The sequence below is a fragment of the Aerosakkonema sp. BLCC-F183 genome (assembly GCF_041929145.1).
Classification (GTDB): Bacteria; Cyanobacteriota; Cyanobacteriia; order Cyanobacteriales; family Aerosakkonemataceae; genus Aerosakkonema.
Map to the genome: position 1 here is coordinate 1 of NZ_JBHFNU010000091.1, position 21,439 is coordinate 21,439.

The window sequence follows — 21,439 nt, forward strand, 5'->3', positions numbered from 1 at the left end:
ACATTCAGGACACCTGAATATCCGTTCTTTGAGTGAGAGCGAATTTTTAACCTGACCGCAGTTGGAGCAAGTTTTACTGCTAGGGTAGAACCTGTCCACAAACACCAACCGACTTCCGTAAAGCTGGCATTTGTACTCCAACTGACGACGAAACTCGTAAAAGCCCATGTCTCCAATAGCTTTAGCTAGCTTCCGATTGGCCATCATGCCGGATACGTTGAGGTCTTCCAAACCAATAACAGCGTGGTTCTTGCTGATATAGGTCGTCAGTTTGTGCAACGTGTCTTTACGGATGTTGGCGACTTTTCGGTGCAGCCGTGCTATCTTGAGTTGAGCTTTTTTGTAGTTAGAGGAACCGACAACTTTGTGACGCAGTAAGTACTGAAGACGCACGAGTTTTTTCTCATACTTCTTGTAACTTTTAGCACCCTTAAATTTCTTACCTGTGGAAAGTGTGGCAAGGGAATTGATACCCAAATCTACACCAACGCAATCAACAGACTTAGTGGTAATAGTTGGTTCTACTTCCATCAGGAAGGAAATAAACCATCGCTCAGCGTGACGGGAAATTGTCACCGACTTAGGCATAACACCTTGAGGAAGTCGCTCATAAGTCTTGAGCCAACCAATCACAGGTAGCTTAACCTTGAAGTGTTCTATCTTGATGGAGCCATCAAGAGTAAAACTATCTTTCCTGCCTTTTTTCTTAAACCTTGGCACCCCTGATACTTTCTTTCTGCACCTATCCCACGCAACACTCAGTTGCCTCAAGGCATACTGAGGAGCGCATTTTGATACCTCGTAATACCAAGGATTGCTCGGTTTGACCAACGCAACTAGCCACTTATGTAGGTCAATGGCGGTAGGGAACTTAATTTTGTCGTTGGGATTAGCTTTGTTGTTGTCCAAAATTTGCTTGGTCAACCCCAATCCCCAATTCCAAGCGTGTCTTGCTGTCCCTGCGTGTTTGGACAACATTGTACGCTGGGTATTGTTAAGTTTGAGTTCTGTCTTAAAACCTAGTAGCATCTCAATATTGTACAGCATAAGCCGGACAAAAATATGTCAAAGCGACTAGATTTAAGACTGCCAGAGGAAGATATTGCGCTACTTGAGGCATACTGCAAGGCAACCGGAGCTACAAAAACGGGAACGGTTAGAATGCTGTCCAGATGCTCAAAGATGAACATTTGTTAGCGATTGTTAGAAAAAGGCTCTCTGTTGATTAACCCAGCCTTTACAAAGTTTAATACTTCCTCTAATCTTCGCGTAGTTCTGCTAAAAGTGTCAATTAAGTTTAAGGTCTAGGGGGCAGGGGAGCTAAAAGTCATCCCGACGCCATTTTTAAGGTAGAATGCTTATATCAAAAATAGGTAAATTTGTCAAGCATTGCCAGTGGCAAGCGAATAAATCGGGTGATTGAATGCCGATACTGGCGATCGCAGGCGCAGCCGGAAACGGCCAAAGTCTGTCAAAATAAATATCATCTTCCTGCAAATCAAATTGCAGTAAGTACGTTGCAGGCGGTGCTGAAAGTAATTGCAATAATCCGTATCCCAGTTTGTAGAGCCCTTGACGTTTAGCGTCCGATAAATGTATTGGTTGATTGTAGCTCTCGGTCAGCCCGTCCACAAGACCGATCGCCTCCCCATAAAGCGGCCCTTTCCCCGTCAACACCACTGGTAGCCAAAACTTACCCTCTCCGATCGCATATCCCAACTCTCGATCGACCAGACCTTGCAAACCTTCTACATCCCCACAAGCTTGATATATTTTTTCATGAGTAAATGAAATATCCTTTGGTAGATTCAGCGTCAAAGGACATAACAGAATTTCCCTTGCATCGCCACTTTCCACCAAACTAATATTATCGAGATATTTTGAATACAGAATATCTAATTCATCAGCTTTAATCGATCGCGTCACCGCATTTCCCACCGGATAGCTTGCTACTGCTTTCTGGAGAGCCGCCACCATTGCACAAGTAGTTGGAGATGAAGCAACCACCTCACCAGTTGCATCCACCTCCGCCTCAACTATCAGCCAAACTTCAAGCATTACCGAAGCTAGGCAAACTGGGGCGACCTGCACCCAGCCGTTGGAAACTAGGTAGATCGAGCCTCCCGCTAGCACTGCGGCTTTTCGCCGCCAGACGATAGCTCACACTTTGCAATTCTGCGTGCAGCTGTCGGTTTTCCCGTTGTAGCTGAGCCAGTTTCTCTTTTACCGGCCCTAAACGTTCGGCAAACTTCTGGCGATAGATTTGCGGTAATTCTTGCACCACTTGTTCTAACATCCGACTCCGGTCTGTCAGTTCTTGCACAGTCTGACGCAGATGATATATTTCCGCATCGCGATCGGCAATCTGCTGTTGATAAAACGCAACTTGCTGCTCGACTCCTTGCAGTTGTTCTCGCAGAGCCAGCATTTGAGATTGATTGCGCTCAGATAGCTCCGGAGCGGGAAGAAAAGTCGTATTGCCTTTGACTAAGCGGAACAGTTCCTGAGACAGCTGTTGTACCAGTTGGTCTCGCAACTGCAACTCTTCCCGCAGGTGAAATACTTCTGATTTAAGCGTTTGTTGGGTTTGGATTTCAGTTTGGCTCACAAGGGCTCACAACTCCTCTGCAACGATCTTGCCAGTCCTGGCGGCAACACGCGCCGATTGTGTTGCCAAATTAACGCCCATTCTATCATGCTTGGCGGGGAAAGGGAGCTTATAGAGTGGGGGAAGTCAAAAGTCAAAAGTCAATCATTCAAAATTCCTCCCTCTCCCTCTCCCTCTTCCTCTTGCCTCTCTCCTTTTCCCTTTCCCTCATTCCTTTTGACTTTTGACTTTTAACTTTTGACTTTTCCCTCTTCTTATGCTTCTGCGGCAACTGCTTCAGATTTGGCGGCAGCTTCTTCTTGCTTCAAAGTTAAATAGCGAATTACCTCATCGCTCAAACGCATAGCGCGTTCCATCGGAGCCACAAAAGCACCGTTGCCTTTGTAGTTCATCTGGACGTAGATACCATCGCGTTGTCTTTTAATTTCGTAAGCCATCCGGTGCTTGCCGCGATTTTGGATTTCGATATCTTGGGCTCCGTTGTCGCGCAGCAGAGTCTGATATTTTTCGATCGCCTGATTCACCTGTTCGTCGGTCAAATCCGGACGCAAAATATACATTGTTTCGTAAACGTTCATGGCCATTTTCTCCTTGTGGACAATTAAGGCTACTCTCTACCAGTACGCAAACCATCCAGTTGCGATCGTCCTTCGAGAAAGGCTGGTATGACCGAACACACCCGCCCCACCCTATCAAGTGCGATCGACTGCGATGCGCTCAAGCTCAAGTAGCAAGGATTTACCATCTTACCATTAGGACTGGCTACTGGGTAAGAGCCCTACAGGATTTTTGACTTTTAACTTTTGACTTTTAACTTTTAACTTTTGACTTTTGACTTTTGACTTTTAGCTTTTGACTTTTGACTTTTAGCTTTTGACTTTTGACTTTTGACTTTTGACTTTTGACTTTTGACTTTTGACTTTTGACTTTTAACTTTTGACTTTTGACTTTTGACTTTTGACTTTTGACTTACCAAGGGTTACCGATCATCGTGAAAGCAGCCCAATAATAAGGATGGGAGAAATTACGATTAGTGCTTCTGGATAGTTCTGACGGCAAGGGAATACCGCCTTTATTTCCGATACCGCGTAACTGACCCTCCTCGACGCGCACTTGTCCTGTGATGAGAGCGACTTGTGCCTGTCTGAGTGCTTCTGCACGAATAGGAGCTGTTTTTAAACGTTCGTAGAACTCCGTCATCAGTCCCAAAGTGCCTTCATCGCTGACGTACCACAAACTTGCCAGTGCTGACTGCACTCCCGCCTGCACAGCCAATCCAGCAAATCCCAATTCTACATCTTTATTGCCGATCGCCGTGCGACAAGCGCTCAACACCAGCAGGTGTACGGGAGGGTTATTCCAGTCAAAGCTTCGCATTTGGTCTATTCCCATTTTGGTATCCCAAAACTGGATATAGGAGTTACTTACTGGGCCAGGGCGGAATTGGGCATGGGTAGCCAAGTGTACGATCGCAAAAGCTTTCTCTTCCCGTTGGGATTTGAGATTATTGACAGTAAAGGCTTCGTTGATAGCGATATTTCCAGACCACAACTGGGTAGCAATAGTAGTTAACTCCACCGGTACTGCCGGTAAAGGATTTTGGTCTGTAAACTTAGACGCGCCCATTGCTAAAACCGATGCGTTTTTGAGATTGAAGTAATGCGGATTGGTCAAGCTGAAACTGGGCATTACGGAAACGCTGTATTTCTGGACTAGAAATTGCTTGCCATCATGGAGAGCTGCTATGGGCAAGGATCTCAAACCAGCATCCGGAATAAAGATCAGGTTCTGAATACCTCGTTTTTCTAATTCCGGTTGCAGCGGTTTGATTATCCATTGGTAAAGTTGTTGAGCGGATTTTAAATAGCTGGTTGTACCGAGTTTGGTTGTATCGGTCACTTCGCTCTGAAGTTCTCTAGCTTGGGCGACAATTTGCGATCGCGTCACGTTAGGGATGCGCTGACGAATTGGTTCCCCTGTTGCTGTAATTAGCACCATTTCTACTGCGTCATTATCGTGGATTTGGCAATTTTCTCGTGCTGGTTGAGCGTTAGCAGTTGAATTTTGACTGTTTGGTTTTTGCTCAACATTTAGCAACGGTTGTTTGGGACAAGTTACCAGTTCATCTACTGTTCCCTTTCCGCGACTGAATACTATATAGATAAGTGCTGGTTTGACATTGGTTTGTTCTTCCGTTTCCTTCAGAGTATTTTGGATTTCTGCCAAGCTTTTGATTCGCGTCGGCGTATTTAACCCTATATAAGATTCGTAGTCTTGTGTGAAGACTTCCTCGAATACTCCCTGCACGAAGTCGATGGGTGCTTTAGGAATACCTTCAACTATTGTCGGTCGCGGTGCGGAATTTGCCCGCTCGGTTACCGACTCAGAAATCTCAGTCGGTACTGGTGGGGGTTCCGGTGCGGGTGGCGGTTCCGGTGCGGGTGGCGGTTCCGGTGCGGGTGGTGGTTCCGGTACTGGTGGTGGTTCCGGTGCGGGTGGTGGTTCCGGTGCGGGTGGTGGTTCCGGTGCGGGTGGTGGTTCCGGTGCGGGTGGTGGTTCCGGTGCGGGTGGCGGTTCCGGTGCGGGTGGCGGTTCCGGTACTGGTGGTGGTTCCGGTGCGGGTGGCGGTTCCGGTACTGGTGGTGGTTCCGGTACTGGTGGCGGTTCCGGTGCGGGTGGTGGTTCCGGTGCGGGTGGTGGTTGGTCTGAGGTAATCAGTTGAATATTACCCAAAGTGAAGGGGCCTGGGAAAGATTGGGTAGGCGCAATAGTATCAGACCCAGTTGTTATCGCACCAGCAGATCCGTTTGTCGTGGCATCACCTACAATAAACGGCACACCCAAATCTCCTCCGGCATGACGGATAATAATTGAACCCTTGCCTGTACCGCCAGCAGTGGAAATACTGCTGCCGTCAGGTAATGTGCCGATCGCACGGAAGAAACGCGCTGTGGTAATATCTACGCTGCCGCCGGTGCCGTTCGTTCCTCCCTGTGCGTTGATGCTGCCAACTTGAATATCGTTGGGAGGGTCGAGGAAGACGGAACCGCCTTTACCGACTGTAGCGCTAACATCTATATTGCCGGTGTTGATGCGATCGCCTGACACAACGGTAACAGCACCGCCTGCTTCTACGCCTGTGGATCTCAAGTCACCTGCTGTCACGGCTGCTTTTTCGCTGTAAAGTCCGATCGATCCGCCTGTTTTAGTACCAGATGAAGCATCTAGGTTGCCGGTTTGGATCGTGCTGTTGTTGCTGACGATGGTAATATTGCTACCAGTGGTGGTGATATTGCCAGTGTTGATACTGCCGTTGGTTCTGAGATCTACGGTGTTGGTGGTATTGATATTTCCTTTTATATTAATGTCGCCAGTTCCAGCAGCGTGCTGTAAGCTACTGGCTGCGATCGTTCCAGCAGCTGTAAAGTTGTTGGCATTGGCGATCGCAATGTTACCAATTCCGCTGACCGCACCCTTGAAGGTAATGTTACCCGTGCCGGCATTCAATGTTAAGTTGTTGGCTTTACCCACTTCGCTATCCAGAACATTGAAGGTGATGTCTTGACCGCCACCGCTACTGAAGTAAGCATCATCGATCAGAGTTACCGGCATATTAAATGAGAGCGCTTTGGCGGTGACAATACCTCCGGCGACAAAAACTCTCTGTGCGTTGAGGATATCGATGTTGGCAAGCGGTCCTCCCGTACCAACAGCACCGTTAAATGTGACGTTGCCTGTGTTAGAAAGGGTTAATTGTCGATCGCCATTAACTGTGTCGGTGAAGGTGATATCACCAGTACCCGCATTAAGGGTGACATCATTTCCCAAGATGACATTGCGTCCGACGGTGATATTTCGATTTGCGGTGGTGATGTTGGCGTTGAGGGTAGTTACCGCGCTATCGAGGGTGATGGAAGCGTCATCGATGCCGGTGATTAAGCCGTTGACTTGGATTGCACCTGCTCCCGCACGAATTGTTACTGGGTCTGAGAATGTGACTTTATTTACTATTGTTGTGCCGATACTATCGGTGCGTCCGATGGTGATGGAACTGAAACCATTTTGTAATAAGGCGATTTCGGCATCTGTGAGCGTGAAAGCACCGGGTATAGCTGTATTAATTGCTACATTACTCTCTTTAGTTGCAGGCTGAAGCACAAGTGTGTTGCTACCGCTCACCAATCCGCCAAAGTCGATTTCACCAGCTGTCAGGGTGAGGGGATTGTTGCCTGCGGTTAAGCTGGAATTGAAAGCGATCGCACCTGTACCGGGATTAAATGTGACATTGCCAGTCAGTGTTACTGCGCCGGTGAAGCGGATATCTTTATTATTGGTGATGATATCGCCGGCGGTGAAGATCGCACCTTGGCCGATCTGATTGAAGGCGGCATCTAACTTCATATCGGCAGCATCGGCAATTGTTACCAATTCGCTGTTGTTGATGGTGACACCGCCGTTATTGCTAGTGGCGATCGCACCACTCAAGTTAAAATTGTTACCTGTTAAGTTGATGCCAGTGGGAGTGTTGGTATCCAAATTTCCGAGATTTGTTGTACCCTCAGAAACCCGGTTTCTTGGAGAAACCGGGTTTCTGGTCTGAGTGATACTGGCAGCAGTTATCGCACCTGCTTTCACATTGTTGCTATTTTCGATAACTAAATTTCCGATTCTAGTTTGATTTCCCACCGCGTTCGCAAAGGCGATATTCCCTCCCGCAGTTAAACTCAAATCGAAATTGCCATCAACAATATTATTAAAATTGATATCGCCACCATTTTTACCAGTATTGAGAGCAACATTACCTGTGAGAGTAACGGGACTGCTAAAAGTAATATTATCATCGGTAGTTGCGATATCGACAGCAATCGTAACTGCGCCAGCACCGATTTGATTAAACGCGCCATCTAAATTAAATTTAGTAGTCGCCGCCAGTGCTAACGGACTGCTGTTATTAATTGTGAAACTGCCACCATTTGTAGTGGTGACATTACCGTTGAGATTGAAGCTGTTACCTGTTAAGTTGATGCCAGTGGGAGTGTTGGTATCTAAATTTCCGAGATTTGTCGTACCGTTACCCGATTTCTGAGTGATACTGGCGGCAGTTATCGCTTGTGCGGTGACGTTATTGGCATTGTTAATTGTAAAATTAGCGAGTCGAGTAATGTTGCCGATATCGCCAACGATAATATTTCCCGTACCTGTTTCCAGAGTGAGATTGGTAACGCCATTAATTGTACCGTTTAAATTTAAATTACCGCCGCCAATTGCACCGGTGCTGAGGATAATGTTGTTGCCAATTTGGGTATTGCCGTTGATGGTAATATCTCGATCGGCTGTAGTGATATTGGCGTTGAGTTTAGTTGTGCCGCTGAGGGTAATAGAGGAGTTGTCAGTTCCTGTAATTGCACCGTTGACTAGAATTGAACCTGATGGAGACTGAATAATGACTGGATCGCTGAATGCGATCGCATTATTTAATGATATCACACCGCTGCCATTACTGCGTCCGATCGTAATCGCATTAAAACCATCAGCTAGTGCGGTAAAATTGGCGGCTGCAATGTCTAAGTTTTGGCTGGCTGTGAATGGCTGAAGTAAAATATTGCCTTTACCTTGTACCGAATTAGCTGCACCGTTGAAATTAATTTGATTGCTGGTTAAACTGATATTCCCAGTCCCCGATAAGCCTGTTGAATTGATGCCGGAAACGGTAATGCTGAGGGGAGATTCTAGCACAATTTGTCCGCCACTTCCCTGCACAGAATTTGTTTCCAGATTACCTGTGCTAGTATTAATCGCTCCGCTTGTACTGGCAATAGTAATAATACCGCTATTGCCGTTTTTGGTAATGGAATGAATCGCGCCTGCGGTGATATTGCCATTGGCATTGAGGATGATATTACCGCCATCGCTGTTATTGGAATCGGCGTTTAAAATAGCTCTGGCAGTTTCGATCGCACCTTGTTTGCTCACGATCGTCATATCACCGCCATTGCCAACACTACTGGAGTAAGAATTTATGCCAGCAGTGGTGATGTTGCCGTTAGCTTCTATGTCGATCGCACCGCCGTTTCCAGTCACTGCACTGGAATCGAGCGTACCTGCACTGGTATTAATTGTGCCTGCGGTGCTAGTGAGTGCGATCGTTCCACCAGTACCTGACGATTGCGATCGCGAATTGATATTGCTTGCAGTGATATTTCCAGTGGAATTCAGTGCAATTGTGCCACCATTGCCAGTGGAAGATGAGTTAAGCGTGGCGGTGGTGGTATCAATTGTTGCTCCCGTCAGGGTAATCGCGCCTCCCGACGAAACTAAATCTTTGGCAATCATTAACGCTCCCGAACTGGTCATGGAAATTTGTCCGCCGTCGGTAGACAAATTGCCGATCGGGAAATTCAAATTAATTTGACTGGGAGTGGTGGCGTTACCGATAAAAACAGCCGCTCCATTTGTAGTAATGTTGCCGTTGAGGTTAACAATTCCAGGAGTGTTGATATTTAAAGGATTGTCTGTCCCGCTACCCAAAGAACCTAAAACGATCGCACTTGTGGTGATGTTTTGCGCCGCAGCAAGTGCGATCGCACCGCCATTTCCATTAACCGCAGAAGCATTCAGCGTACCTGCACCGGTATTAATTGTGCCAGCGGTACTGGTGAGCTTAATCGCTCCCGCATCTCCGTTCTTGCTGGAAGAAGAATTGATATTTCCTGTACTGATATTATTAGCAGCTTGGAAAGTAATTGCACCGCCATTACCGTTTTCAGAATAGGAAGATACAACATTGAAACTTGTATCGATCGCACCCGATGTACTCTCTAGCGAAATATTACCCCCATTGCCAGTACCCCCGTTTACTACATAGGAAAGTAGCTGTCCCGCAGTAATATTGCCTTGCGCTTTCAGGGTAATTTCCCCACCCTTACCGAAAGTAGTTCCCGCCTCTAGTTTGCCGATGCTAGTATCGATCGCACCAGATGTGCTGATCAGGGAAATATTCCCCGCATTGCCCGTACTCCCTTCTCCTACTAAACTGATAATGTTGCCAGTTTTGATATCGCCTGCTGCGTTGATGGTAACTGACCCGCCATTACCGATGGTATTATTTTGCGTGCGGCTTTCTATCGTACCGGCGCGAGTGTCAACTGCACCCGATGTACTATTAAAGGTAATGTTACCGCCATTGCCAGAACTGGCGGCGAGGGAAGATAAATTGCCTGTGGTAATATTGCCCTTAGCCTTCAGTGCGATCGCTCCCGCATTTCTACTCGCAGAAGCAGAATCGAGTTTACCGAGACTCGTATCGATATTGCCGCTGTTACTGGTAATAGTAATTCCGGCTGGTGCGGTAATATTACCTGCGGTGATATTTTGATTGGCAATCAGAGTAATCGCAGCGTCGCTGGTACCTCTAATAGACCCGCCAGGAGTAAAAGCGATCGCACCCGCACCCACAGGAGATTGAATGGTGACCGGATCTTGGAAAGTCACAGCACCTTCAACTGAAATTGTACCGCTGCCATCCACTCTTCCGATCGTAATTGAACTGAAACCATCTTGAATTCGATCTAAAGATGGCCCTAAATCTAAAGCAGGTGAATCGGGTAAAGGTTCCCCCACACCCAATTTAATATTTAAACTGGGAGTAGAAGGTTGAATCGCCAAAGCGCCACCATTTGCAGACACAGGCGCAGCAAAAAAGGACATTTCGTCCGCAATCAAAGTCAGATTGTAGATATCCGCTGCCAAACTGGAATTAAAAGTTATCGTGGCAGTACCGGCATTAAACGTCGTATTTCCCGTGAGAGTTAGTGGCGATGCAAACGAGATATTGTCGTTCGTAGTGATTAAATTACCGGCAATAGTAACCGCACCAATACCATCTTGAGTGAAAGCACCATCCAGATTGAAGTTATCTGCCTTCAGATTTAAATTGCTCGCATTCGTGATGGTAACGCTGCCGTTATTGGTCGTAGTAACGCTGTTATTGAAATTGAGGATACCGCTGGAATTAATATCGATGTTACCCGCCACCTTCATAGTGGATTTGATATCCACATTTTGACCGTTAATATTTAAACCGGTGAGTGGAGTGCCGCCGCCAATAGCATTATTAAATTGAATATTACCCGCACCGGCATCAACAGTGAGAATACTTGCGCCATCAACTGTACCGGAGAAAGAAATATCGCCTCCACCTAATGCGCCAGTACCCAGGATCGGATTACCACTCAAAACAGTGTTACCGTTGAGGATGATATTTTGCTCGGCTGTCTTGATATCTGCCGCTAAATTAATAGTCGGAGCGGTTAGAGTTATCGAAGCGTTATCAACACCCGTAATAGGCGCGATCGCAGAAATCACACCCGTTGGCGATTGCAGCGTCACCGGGTCTTTAAAAGTAACAGCACCCTTAACTGAAATAGTGCCACCGCCATCAGAACGTCCGATCGTAATTGAACTGAAGCCATCTTGCAAGTTATTGAATATAGACGCTGACAACTCCAAATCTTCTGCCGCAGTGCCGCCAACTATCACAATATTGTGACTCGCCGTAAAAGGCTCCAGCAAAATATCACCCTTGCCGGAGATAGTGTTGTTCAAGTCGATCGAATCGCTAGTAATACTGATATTGCCTGTACCGGATAAGCCTAGAGCATCAATAATACCTGCCGTAACTCCGTTGGGGGAAGTTAATTGAATATCTCCAGCATTACCACTACTGGAGGCAGAAACAAGCGTACCGAAACTGGTGTCAATCTTCCCACCCGTGCTGTTAAGCACAATCTTGCCGCCATCTCCACCACCAGAAGAACTGGAATTGATATCTTTGGTCGCACTTATAGCAGTTGAGCCAAAAGATTTGATATCGCCGACCGCATTGACAGTAATATTGCCGCCACTGCCATTAGTAGAAGTCGATATCATCGAGCTACTAACAGCACCGCTGCTGCTGGTAACATCGATCGCACCGCCACCAGAAAAGCCACTAGAATTGATGCCACCTACAACAATATCGTTGACTGCGGTGAGACTGACATTTCCACCCACACCGTTGCCACCGCGACAGGGTATTGCTGTCGCCGAACAAGAATTTAGAGCGCCGGGAATGCTGGGATTAACTGTCGTCGTATCAATCTTGCCACCCGCCTTGAGGGAAATATTGCCGCCGCGAAATTCCCCGTAGGAATTTAGATCGACTGTTTCGATATCGCCAACAGCATTGAAAGCGATGTTGCCGCCATTACCTTTGATAGCGATCGCATTAATATTAGGTGTAGAGCCATTGGCAGTAATATTACCGCCAGAATCGATCGAAACATTACCACCATCGCCGCCATTGCTGACACCAGATGATACACTGCCATATTGAATATTGCCTGCTGCATTGAGGACGATCGCACCCCCATTACCAACAGTAGCACCGGAGTTAAGAGTGCCAGCAGATGTATCGATATTGCCGCCAGTGCTGGTAATGCGAATTTCTCCACCATTACCCGTGCCAATGTTGCTGGAATTGATATTGCCCGTGATGATATCATTGGGGCTAGTAAGGACGATCGCTCCCCTATTGTCAGCTTCGGAACTGGTATCTAAAACACCGCCGCCAGTCTCTAGAGAGCCAACAGTGCTGTTGAGAGTAATAGAGCCGATACCGGTAATTTGAACTAAACCGTTATTTTGCAGGACAATAGCGCTATCAACTTGAGTTCCTTTAGTGCCGCCTTTTCCTGTGAAGTTGATATTTCCATCGATCGAAGTAACCTTGCCTCCGGAAATGCCATCGATCAGTATCCCCGGATTGGTATCAGTTCCATTACCGCCACTGCCGTCGAGGGTAACATTTCCCGTTCCGATCGATCGTACCTCACTGCCGACACCCGCTCCGCTACTGTTGCCAATAAAAATTCCCGTATTCTTTGTCCCAGTCGCGTTAGTGCTGCCAATACCGATCAGGGTAATATTTCCCGTCCCCTTCGATTCCACCACACCATCATCATCAATTGCAATCCCGTGATTGCCACTCGTCGTCCCCAAACTTCTCCCAGTCAGAGTGATATTTCCATCTATAGAACTGACTCTAGAATCTGCGGTAACGATCGCAATGCCTTGATTGGCATCCGTCCCAGCACTCCCAGTACCATCAAGGATAACAGCCCCCGTACCCGTTGATTCCACCGCCGCACCGTTACCGATTAAAATACCGTTATTATCAGTTCCGATGCCAGTACCCACACCAGTCAGCCGGATTTCTCCATTTTCTGCACTCACCAGCGAGCCTGCATTGAGCATCCGAATGCCGAAATTTTGATCTATCCCGACACCACCAGTACCGCTGAGGGTAATAGTCCCACTTCCGTTAGTTTGCAGATTGCTGTCGAATAAAGTAATGCCTTCGTTATTACCGCTAGTAGCACCACCAACACCCGTGAGTTGAATATTGCCGCCTTGAGCGTTAACTGCGCTGAAGATGAGAGAGATGCCGATATTAGAGATGCTATCTCCTCTACCAATACCGATAAAATTAGCTCCGTTTGTATTGATTGTGGCATTGTTGAGGCTCAGAGCGCCGCCATTAATATTATCCGCATCTGCGTTGAGCGTTACTGCACCACCGTTAGTAGTGATACTGGCATTAGCTACAGAAATGCTGTTATTAGCTTCGGCTGTAATTCCCACTCCGGGTGTAACAATATTAATATCTGCATTAAAATCAATATTATTAGTAGCTTGCAAAATTACATTCGCAGTTGCATTGTCGATCGTACCATTGTTGATAGTATTATTTCCACCCGGATTATCCCCAAATTGGTCATTTGCTGCTAATTCAGCAGGATTGTTTGCGCCAACCGCGATGGTGATATTGGCCGGATCTAAAAGCAAACTGCCAAAAGAACCATCAGTCCCAGACAGATCTACTTTCCCTGCAAAATCAAGGAACTCCTTACCCGATACCTCCGCAAAGCCACCCTTACCACCAACACCACCTCCCCGCGCCCCAATCGTACCGTAGAAGCGGGTCGCTTCATCCGCCCAAACAATTACACGTCCGCCATTCCCCGCAGTTAAACCATCAGCAGAAATAACAGAATCTTTACTCACAAATGTACGCGAGGCATTCGGAACTGTGCCTTTACCTTGATAATCTCCACCAATTCGCACATTACCGCCGCCGTTCATCCCATCAGCATTAATATTGCCGCTGATTACACCAACTTTGTTACCAAAAATATTAACATTACCGCCAGTTTGTCCGGAAACGTTAATAACGCCAGAGGCAATAGCCGCATTACCTTCTGTGGGAATCTGAATCCCAGAACCTGTTAGCTGGATGCTCCCATCTTGATTAACTGCGATATTAGTTGCATGACCGCCATTCCCCCCAGTTAACATTTGCGGTAAAGATGCGATCGCACTTGTCCAATTATTCGGCCCAGCATTACCCCCCAGCGGCTGAATTTCCAAACCAAGCACAAACCCAGTTTGAGAAAGTCTCACCAAACTAGAACCCGGAACTGCCGTAACGGTGATGTTTCCCCCAGGTGCAGCAAGTTGTCCGGTGTTGATAACTGTCCCACCCAATAACGTTAAATCTTGCCCCACTCCCACCGTTAAATTCCCGGAATTAACTATACTTCCCGGTTGATTCATAGTGAAGGCAAAACTATTGGGCGTTCCTACCAGAGAAGCATAATTATTACTTCCAATTGCATTAAACCAATTGTTGCCAAAGCCAATCCCATTCGCCGTTGTTGCGGTAAAAGCAGCAGGCACATTTAAACTGGCATTTGCACCAAAGACAATGCCAGATGGATTCATTAAAAATAAATTGGAATTGCCACCCGTAACTTGAATTAAACCGTTAATATAAGAAACATTGCCGCCGCTAACTCTGGCTAAAATATTGAGGATATCCGGTCTTGATAAAAAGTTGGCAATTTGCCCCTTATCCAGACCAAATTCCGTAAAACTGTGAAATAAGTTTGCCCCATCTCCAGATGTTTGCCCACCCGTAATATCGAAGCCGTTCCCATTAGGGGTGACCGCCGTTCCAGTACCGTCTGGCGCGGGAACGATCGACTGTGCCAGAACAGGTGCCGTCTGTAAGCCAACACTCCCCACCAAGGCTGGAAAAAGCCAACACAAAACGGTAGAAACCGAGTAATTATTCCCTTTGGTATATTGACTTTTTAATTGACGCTTGTTACTGCTTGGGGAAACACGGTTAAGGCTTTCCATATTGGCAGCTAAATACTTAGAAGTGATTGTTCTAACATAGTATCTCCGTTTCTAAGCATCAAGAATTAGTGAGATTCTTAAAAAAAATTATTAATTTAGGGTTGATGCTGAAACTGCTTGGCCTATTTTGGTAGGGGTAATTCATGAATTACCCCTACAATAGCTACAGGACATCATTAGACATCTCCTCCAAAAGAATCTTGGCAGGCAGGATGCCTACCCCACAAGAATTTTTGGAGATGTCTAATATAACGACGCAGCCGTTCGGGTTAAGGTCGAGTAATTGACCGATCTTGTGCAGAAGCTCGATCGCCTTCAGATAAATCATCGCTAGCAGGAACAATTTGTCTGGGTTCTTCGTCAGCGAATGGATTGTGGAAAAACGAGCCTGTTTGCGGTGGTAAAGTTGGCTCAAATACGATTTCGGCAATACTTTTAAACACACCCGTAAACGGAATTGCCAGAATTACTCCTAACAATCCACCCAACTTCGCTCCTAATAACAAAGAAACGAAAATAATCACAGGCGATAAACCGGTAAGATTCCCCATAATCCGGGGTGCGAGCAAATTATCTTTAACTTGCTGAACGGCGATCGCTACCGCCAATACTTGCAGCGCCAACCACCAATTAATGAAGGCTACCACAATTACTACTGTGCCAATTCCTAAAGTTGCTCCCACAAAAGGAATCACCTCCATAAACCCGATGAAGACGGCAAATAGCAGGAAAAATGGTACTCGCAGCACCCAAAATGTCAGACTCAGAGTTGTTGCCATAAATAATCCCAACAATAGCTGACCTGTGATAAATCTTTGCAGGTTTCGTTGCAGGGATTCTGTTAAAGAGTCTCGAATGAGAGGCGAAAAAATACTGGTGAGGGTGCGCCACACTCTTTCGCCGTCGATGAGCATATAAAATGAAATTACCAGAATTAAAATTAAGTCTAAAAACCAGTTAAAGGTGCCGAGTACTAAACCAAAGCCTTTGCCGGCGATCGTCTCTGCTTGCGTTTGCACTCGTCGCAATTGCTGAGAAGCTAAAGTTTTGACGTCAAAGGGTAAATTATGCTCCAAGCTCCAAGTTTGAAAATTGTCTAATTGCTGTTGGGCAGATGTCACCAGAGATGGTAAGTTCGTTACCAATTGCCGCCCTTGGTTAAATACGGGTGGGACTAGGGTGAGGGCAATTAGCACTACCGCTATGCCTGCCAGTAAATATACTAATCCTGCGGCTACTGTCCGAGGTAAAAAACGTTGCAGCATTTTGACGGGATAGTTGAGTAAAAATGCAATCAATCCCGCTGTTAGCAATATGCTGAGTGTTTCTCCTACGTAGGCGATCGCACACCAAGTAGCCCAACCTGTGGCTAGAATTAGCAGCCAAGTGATGAGAAATTGTTGGAAAGGTGTAAATATACGATTCATCAGTCCGCAATCGGCAGTTGGTTGTTCGTTTCAGTTCTTTTTCATCGAATATTTACCATGATAATCTTCGCGTAGCGTCTCCGTAGGAGAATCGACCTGATTCTGTTGAATTCTGTTGGGGACAATTGATTTTGCTTTATCGAGTCGCTGTTGTCGGGGTTTTGGTAGCAACGGCAGATGGTGCATTAGCTTGAGGGGCGTTGACTTCTTTTTCCATGTTGACATGGCCGGGAATCATCATGGCTAGGGTTCCAAAGACGATCGCTGCTAAAATGTTGCTGCCAATGGGAAGTTTATCTTGCATTTAAGGAACCTCCGAAAAGATGCTGTTATCCTGAGATCGCTAAGTTTTGCCAGGGACTGCATGGCTCTAAAGTGTCCGCTACGTATCTATACAGTCTTGGGCAATCTGTTTACGAAAACTACACCAGTAATTTCACTGTAAGCCTACTACATTTTTAAACAGACGATTTATCTCAATGGTAGTTAGCGATCTCGATCGCCTTAAAAATAGCAACTATTGTCTACGCTCTGCCGGAAGAAGTAATCCAGGCGCATATAATTTGGATATTTTAGCTGCGGGGAACCGTGGGATATGTGTTTAAACGATTACCAGTAACCTAATATGAGAATGATTTCGGCAATTAGCTGCGATCGACAAACTGAATTACTCCCCACTGCCCATTCGTTAACCAGTCAGGGTCTTGATGATTGAGTATCTCTATTTGCGCTGTTTGCAGTCCGGCTGCTAGTTCGGATTTAAGAGTGCGTAAAGCAACAAGCGGTGCGGGAAAGTAGGAGACAATATCTTGGTAGGGAGTGGTAAACGGCCAGTGGCGATCGTCTATACTGCGGCGGTAATTCGCATCTCCCTTAAGGAAGATTAAATGCGATCGAGCTAAATCGTTAACAACTGAATCTGGCATTTCCCATAAGGGTAGGGGCGATGTCCAAAACAGATGTTCGCACAGCTTTAAACGATGGTTAGCAATATAGTTTTTTAACCGTAAAGCAAACGTTTTGACATCGCGATCGCTGGATTTAGCCAGAAATTCTGTGGTATGGTTGACATCTTTTATGGTCGCATCGGAAACAAATGTAGGATGAGCTTTGAGATGAAAGTAAACTGTTGCCGCTGCATTAGTTGCCAGCAGGAAATCGGCGATGCACAAATCCCCGATCAGTTCAAAACCTGCATTATCGATGATGAAGTCGATGCGCGTGCTGCTGAAGCTGGCAATGCGATCGACAACTTTTGATGTATCGTCTGCTAAGATATAAGATTGTTCGCGCTCCGACTCGACGCGGTTTTGGTCGGCTTCGCCAGCAGGCCACAAACTCATATCGGCGCGATTGCCCCACAAATCGAAATAGATTAATTCTCTCAAATATGTTTTGTTGGGGTGGATATCCTGAATGGCGTTATTAACAAAGTTACTTATGGCTGCGATCGCATCTATTGCTGTTGACAAACCCAAATGTTTTTGATATAGAAATGGATCGACTGCTTGCCATCTTCCGGGTTGAAAATAATGGGTCGCTTCCAAAATGCGCCGATAAAAGTAGGCTTCGGCAAAATACCAGGGAATTTCCAGCCAGTTGTAATTTAGGAAGGGTGTTAGATAAGATGTCCACTCTGCCAAATCGGGGCTGTGGGTGTCTTGGATAGGTCGCACCAGTCCGTAGGGTATTTCTTGAATTAGTTTTTCCAGGTTTTCGACAATTTCTGGTGGATAATTATTTTCGGCGATAACTCGTTTGGCAATGACTCCTAAGCGCACTGCAACTGAGGAGTGAGCGAAAGATCCTTCGTCCGACCCTTTGATCGGTGGGGGCATTAATTCTGTATCTGGAAAGTTTCTCTGTGTCATGATGCGATAGGTAGGGACTGGGGATGAGGGACTAGGGATGAGGGACTGGGGAAGAGGATGGAGGGAAAAGGGCTACGGAGTAAGGGATGGAAGGACTAGAGGTAAAATAAGAGTTTATCCAAATTTCAGCAGATCTCGATAATGATATGGCAGTTTATCAAGTCCGGCTGTTAAATGAGGCGATCGCACTCGATCGGACGATCGCAGTTCCCGATACCGAGTATATTGTAGATATTGCCGAACAAGCTGGCATCCGGTTACCATCTGGCTGCAAGCAAGGAGATTGTTCTGCTTGTATTGCTAAACTGATTGAGGGTGAAGTAGACCAAAGCGAACAAAAGTTTCTGCGTCCGCAAGAAGTAGCGGCTGGCTACACTGTTACTTGTGTGGCATACCCTTTGTCGGATTGTACTTTGCTGACGCATCAAGAACAAGTTCTATATCAATCTTCTCTTTATTTTTCTGCAAAAACACAGCCATCTTAGCTGGCTAGGGCGAGAATTTATCGCACAAAATTCAAAGTTTCAAGCCTCCCATTTCAATGGGAATCATCAAAAAATATGGACGAATTTCAAGCTTTGCCCGATGATTGCGGAGCCAATCCAAAATCGGGTGACTGGACTGGCGCTATGGCTGGTTATTTTTGTAATTGCTCGATGGGGATATACTTACCTTTATATCCTAAAAAAGCAACTAAATCCATAAAGCCATTAACAATTGAATCTTGGCGTAATTCTTGTGGCGCTTTTAAGCCGATGAGAGCTAATTCATGTCCTTTTTTGTCTTTTAAGTTATCAGCATTGGTAAGAGGTATACCATCTGGGGTTAGATAGCAAATCAGATCGGGCCCCATCGCAATGGGTTTGCCATTTCGCCAAGCAATCAAGTTTTCATTCAAATAACTTACACGAACCTGTTGATGACCATTTTTAAGCGTTAAAGTTCCTGATTGAAAACGATCGTTATTTTCCTCTTCGACTGCAAATATTTCCCCTTGGAAAAGTAGGAAAGCATTTTGGTCATTACCAGAGCAACCGTTGTTTAAAAAGTGTAGCAATGCTTGAATGGGGTCTTGTTGCTGTTGCTTGGCTTGACGCAGAATCGACCCTATTTGCAGTGCTTTGGTAATTGTACCTGTAATGACGGGTTTGCCATCGCGTATCGTTTGACCGTGCATCGCATAAGTTGCCATGAAACCTTGAGAGCCAAATTCTTCCGTAGCTATGATTCTTTCTGTTAACCGAGCCATAATTAAGTAAGTTTTTGCATAAATCAGCGCTTTAATTTCTTCCTCTTCAGACTTAATATTGGCTAGAGTAGAAGGGTAAATATCAATATCAGACCAGCAGTAAGTAGACAGACTTAGTTCCGGTACTGCCCTTCCTGCACCATCAGCGTCAATTATGGGAATCTTACGAACATTTGCTGTTAGCATAGCCGCGAGAAGATTTGCTGTACCGATTTCTACAGTAAGGCTGTAGGAAAAATTCCGATCTAAAATATTCTTCATTTGCAAGGCTTTTTCTAAATCTGCAAAGGTGGCAAACAAAGTTTCAATTGGATTTTGCTGAGTCGCCTTGAGGTTACGGAAAATTTCTTTATTCAGCAAGACTTTGGGGGAAGCGCTTGAAGAACGTAGGTTATCTGGCAAAGAGGCATCTGCTGGGCTTAAGCCTAAGATAACTGCGCCCCATTCTTGGCCATCCAATTCTTCAACATCTTTCAGTAGGACAGGACAAGTAATTAAGCTGACTGCCTGATTACCCATTGCCAGGGAACCGCCGCCGCCGCTTCCCAAAAAAGCGGCTCCATTAACGATGTCTTGAAGGTCTTGGTCGTAAAGTTCTCTCATTGGACTGCTCTACTTTCTAAGCTAGTACGGGTCTAAATCCTGGATGTTGCTAAATGTTACAATCAGCACTTATGCAATTTAGCTCAATATTCAGTGTATACTCAAAGCTTGAGCAGTAAAATGCTGTGTCAAGTTTTTGTATAAAGCTTGACAATTCAGTAGATAGCCAACTCAAGTGACTATCTACTGCTGTTGTTTGATTGCTGTAGTGAGGAAATATATGTCCAGAGAGAGCTTGGAACAGTTTAAAGAAGTCGTCCTGAAATACAGGACACTGCAAGAGCGGCTGAAAGCAACGGCAAATTTCGATAGTTTTATCGCGCTGGCGGTACAAATGGGTCAAGAAAGTGGTTATGATTTTAGTCCTGATGAGGTATTCGAGGCGCTCCAAGAAGAAAGCGAGCGTCTGACCAAGCCGCCAACAATAGAAGATATTGTCGCTCGATTTAAGGAAGATAGAGAAACAGTAGGAATGTATTAATTGTATGTATCTAAAGGGCGTTACACAAACCTGGGATGAACGGCTAAATCTCTACTTTACTTAAATCCCGATCCGGAGCGGCCTCAAAGCATTGAATGAAAGCTGGACGGCCACAAATATCAAACGCCATCTACAGCTACTTGTATGTTCCATTTTTTCACTTTTTAATGCAATTCTTTTCCCAGATCGAGAGACATATTTGCGCTGGGAAATAATTCAACATATGGGAGAATTTTGAATGCACTTATAATATTGGCAATTCAAAATTCTCCCTATTCTGTATAGTATTAAAGCGTGGGTTAAAATTTCAAAATGCCATATATCAATACTTCAATGGAAGATTACCTAAGAGTAGTTATTCCCCATCTTGACCCTGAGTTAGTATCTTCCGAAGCCTTAGCCCGCATCCAGGCATTAGCCCAAATCTTGCCACCCTTCTCTATTGCTGGATTTGAATGTCGTTTAGGTAGTGAACAATCGAGAGTAGACTTTCAAGTCAATTTCCCTCCTCTAAATCTGAATCTGCCAGAGAGCTTTCTAACTCATTCCGTTTGGCAAACCTTTCAGGATTTTTGCCAGCAGTGCATCGATCCGAAATCTATCCTACACCGAAGTGTTGAAAGTCTCTGGCTAGAATTCGATTTGCCAGAGCAATCCTCACAGGTGCCAATTCCCTGTTTTTTCTTAGTGCTGAATCAGGAAAATAATATCGGTGAGTTTCAAGATTTAACCGAAACAGTTCTCAGTTTACTTAACTATCCGACTAACTCACTGCTTGAGTCGAATCTTCGGCTTTGTGCTAATTCCGTACCTGATGGTGGCAAAATCGCACATCTCGGTGCGATGTTATCTCGCACAGCCAAGGAAGTAAGGGTAGTTGTTAAGGGAATTTCCTCCCAACAGTTGTTAGATTATCTTGTAAAAATTGGCTGGACAAATATAACAAATACGTTAGAATCT

The 21,439-nt window shown here is 45.7% G+C and carries 12 protein-coding genes and 1 pseudogene; 3 read left to right on the forward strand and 10 right to left on the reverse strand.

Translation table 11 applies throughout. The annotated features are described in order from the left end of the window. The 9 genes from ACE1CD_RS27655 to ACE1CD_RS27695 form a co-directional block, all read right to left on the reverse strand. A partial coding sequence (locus tag ACE1CD_RS27655) for an RNA-guided endonuclease InsQ/TnpB family protein (RefSeq protein WP_374794395.1) occupies positions 1–1,029 on the reverse strand: 1,029 nt, incomplete at its 3' end. A gap of 315 nt (positions 1,030–1,344) precedes the next feature. Continuing rightward, positions 1,345–2,058, reverse strand: coding sequence for a hypothetical protein (locus ACE1CD_RS27660; RefSeq protein ID WP_374794396.1), 714 nt, complete (start codon positions 2,056–2,058; stop codon positions 1,345–1,347). After that, the gene (locus ACE1CD_RS27665) at positions 2,051–2,608 is read right to left on the reverse strand and encodes an Npun_F5560 family protein (protein WP_191057423.1); all 558 of its coding nucleotides are present in this window, start codon (positions 2,606–2,608) and stop codon (positions 2,051–2,053) included. Before ACE1CD_RS27665 ends, ACE1CD_RS27660 begins: the two co-directional genes overlap by 8 nt. Before the next feature lie 254 nt (positions 2,609–2,862). After that, positions 2,863–3,192 (reverse strand): 30S ribosomal protein S6, encoded by a 330-nt coding sequence (rpsF, locus tag ACE1CD_RS27670; protein ID WP_374794398.1) that lies wholly within the window; start codon positions 3,190–3,192, stop codon positions 2,863–2,865. 23 nt (positions 3,193–3,215) lie between these two features. Continuing rightward, positions 3,216–3,353, reverse strand: coding sequence for a hypothetical protein (locus tag ACE1CD_RS27675; protein WP_374794399.1), 138 nt, complete (start codon positions 3,351–3,353; stop codon positions 3,216–3,218). 224 nt (positions 3,354–3,577) lie between these two features. Beyond that, on the reverse strand, positions 3,578–14,848 hold the full coding sequence (locus tag ACE1CD_RS27680) for a CHAT domain-containing protein (protein ID WP_374826894.1): 11,271 nt from the start codon (positions 14,846–14,848) through the stop codon (positions 3,578–3,580). Positions 14,849–15,117: 269 nt separating this feature from the next. Beyond that, positions 15,118–16,275 (reverse strand): AI-2E family transporter, encoded by a 1,158-nt coding sequence (locus tag ACE1CD_RS27685; protein ID WP_374826895.1) that lies wholly within the window; start codon positions 16,273–16,275, stop codon positions 15,118–15,120. A gap of 136 nt (positions 16,276–16,411) precedes the next feature. Beyond that, positions 16,412–16,579: a hypothetical protein gene (locus tag ACE1CD_RS27690; protein ID WP_374794402.1), complete on the reverse strand. Its 168-nt coding sequence runs from the start codon at positions 16,577–16,579 to the stop codon at positions 16,412–16,414. 340 nt (positions 16,580–16,919) lie between these two features. Continuing rightward, a complete protein-coding gene (locus tag ACE1CD_RS27695) occupies positions 16,920–18,146 on the reverse strand; it encodes a damage-control phosphatase ARMT1 family protein (protein WP_374826896.1) in 1,227 nt (408 codons plus the stop codon). 146 nt (positions 18,147–18,292) lie between these two features. Here ACE1CD_RS27695 and ACE1CD_RS27700 point away from each other — a divergent pair, with 146 nt between their 5' ends. Then, a complete protein-coding gene (locus ACE1CD_RS27700) occupies positions 18,293–18,631 on the forward strand; it encodes a 2Fe-2S iron-sulfur cluster-binding protein (RefSeq protein ID WP_374794404.1) in 339 nt (112 codons plus the stop codon). Positions 18,632–18,783: 152 nt separating this feature from the next. Here the strand turns inward: ACE1CD_RS27700 and ACE1CD_RS27705 are convergent, their stop codons facing one another. Continuing rightward, entirely contained in the window at positions 18,784–19,998 is a 1,215-nt protein-coding gene (locus ACE1CD_RS27705; RefSeq protein ID WP_374826897.1) for a DUF917 family protein, read from the reverse strand. 220 nt (positions 19,999–20,218) lie between these two features. Between ACE1CD_RS27705 and ACE1CD_RS27710 the strand changes: the two genes are divergently transcribed. Further along, on the forward strand, positions 20,219–20,479 hold the full coding sequence (locus tag ACE1CD_RS27710; protein WP_374826898.1) for a Nif11-like leader peptide family natural product precursor: 261 nt from the start codon (positions 20,219–20,221) through the stop codon (positions 20,477–20,479). Positions 20,480–20,791: 312 nt separating this feature from the next. Further along, a pseudogene (locus ACE1CD_RS27715) lies at positions 20,792–21,439 on the forward strand (hypothetical protein); the annotation flags it as partial.

What these genes read in the sequence shown, in the direction of transcription:
- ACE1CD_RS27690 (WP_374794402.1), bottom strand. Translation starts at nt 16,579, where the DNA reads ATGCAAGATAAACTTCCCATTGGCAGCAACATTTTAGCAGCGATCGTC.
- rpsF (WP_374794398.1), bottom strand. Translation starts at nt 3,192, where the DNA reads ATGGCCATGAACGTTTACGAAACAATGTATATTTTGCGTCCGGATTTG.
- ACE1CD_RS27675 (WP_374794399.1), bottom strand. Translation starts at nt 3,353, where the DNA reads ATGGTAAATCCTTGCTACTTGAGCTTGAGCGCATCGCAGTCGATCGCA.
- ACE1CD_RS27695 (WP_374826896.1), bottom strand. Translation starts at nt 18,146, where the DNA reads ATGACACAGAGAAACTTTCCAGATACAGAATTAATGCCCCCACCGATC.
- ACE1CD_RS27700 (WP_374794404.1), top strand. Translation starts at nt 18,293, where the DNA reads ATGGCAGTTTATCAAGTCCGGCTGTTAAATGAGGCGATCGCACTCGAT.
- ACE1CD_RS27685 (WP_374826895.1), bottom strand. Translation starts at nt 16,275, where the DNA reads ATGAATCGTATATTTACACCTTTCCAACAATTTCTCATCACTTGGCTG.
- ACE1CD_RS27660 (WP_374794396.1), bottom strand. Translation starts at nt 2,058, where the DNA reads ATGCTTGAAGTTTGGCTGATAGTTGAGGCGGAGGTGGATGCAACTGGT.
- ACE1CD_RS27680 (WP_374826894.1), bottom strand. Translation starts at nt 14,848, where the DNA reads ATGGAAAGCCTTAACCGTGTTTCCCCAAGCAGTAACAAGCGTCAATTA.
- ACE1CD_RS27705 (WP_374826897.1), bottom strand. Translation starts at nt 19,998, where the DNA reads ATGAGAGAACTTTACGACCAAGACCTTCAAGACATCGTTAATGGAGCC.
- ACE1CD_RS27710 (WP_374826898.1), top strand. Translation starts at nt 20,219, where the DNA reads ATGTCCAGAGAGAGCTTGGAACAGTTTAAAGAAGTCGTCCTGAAATAC.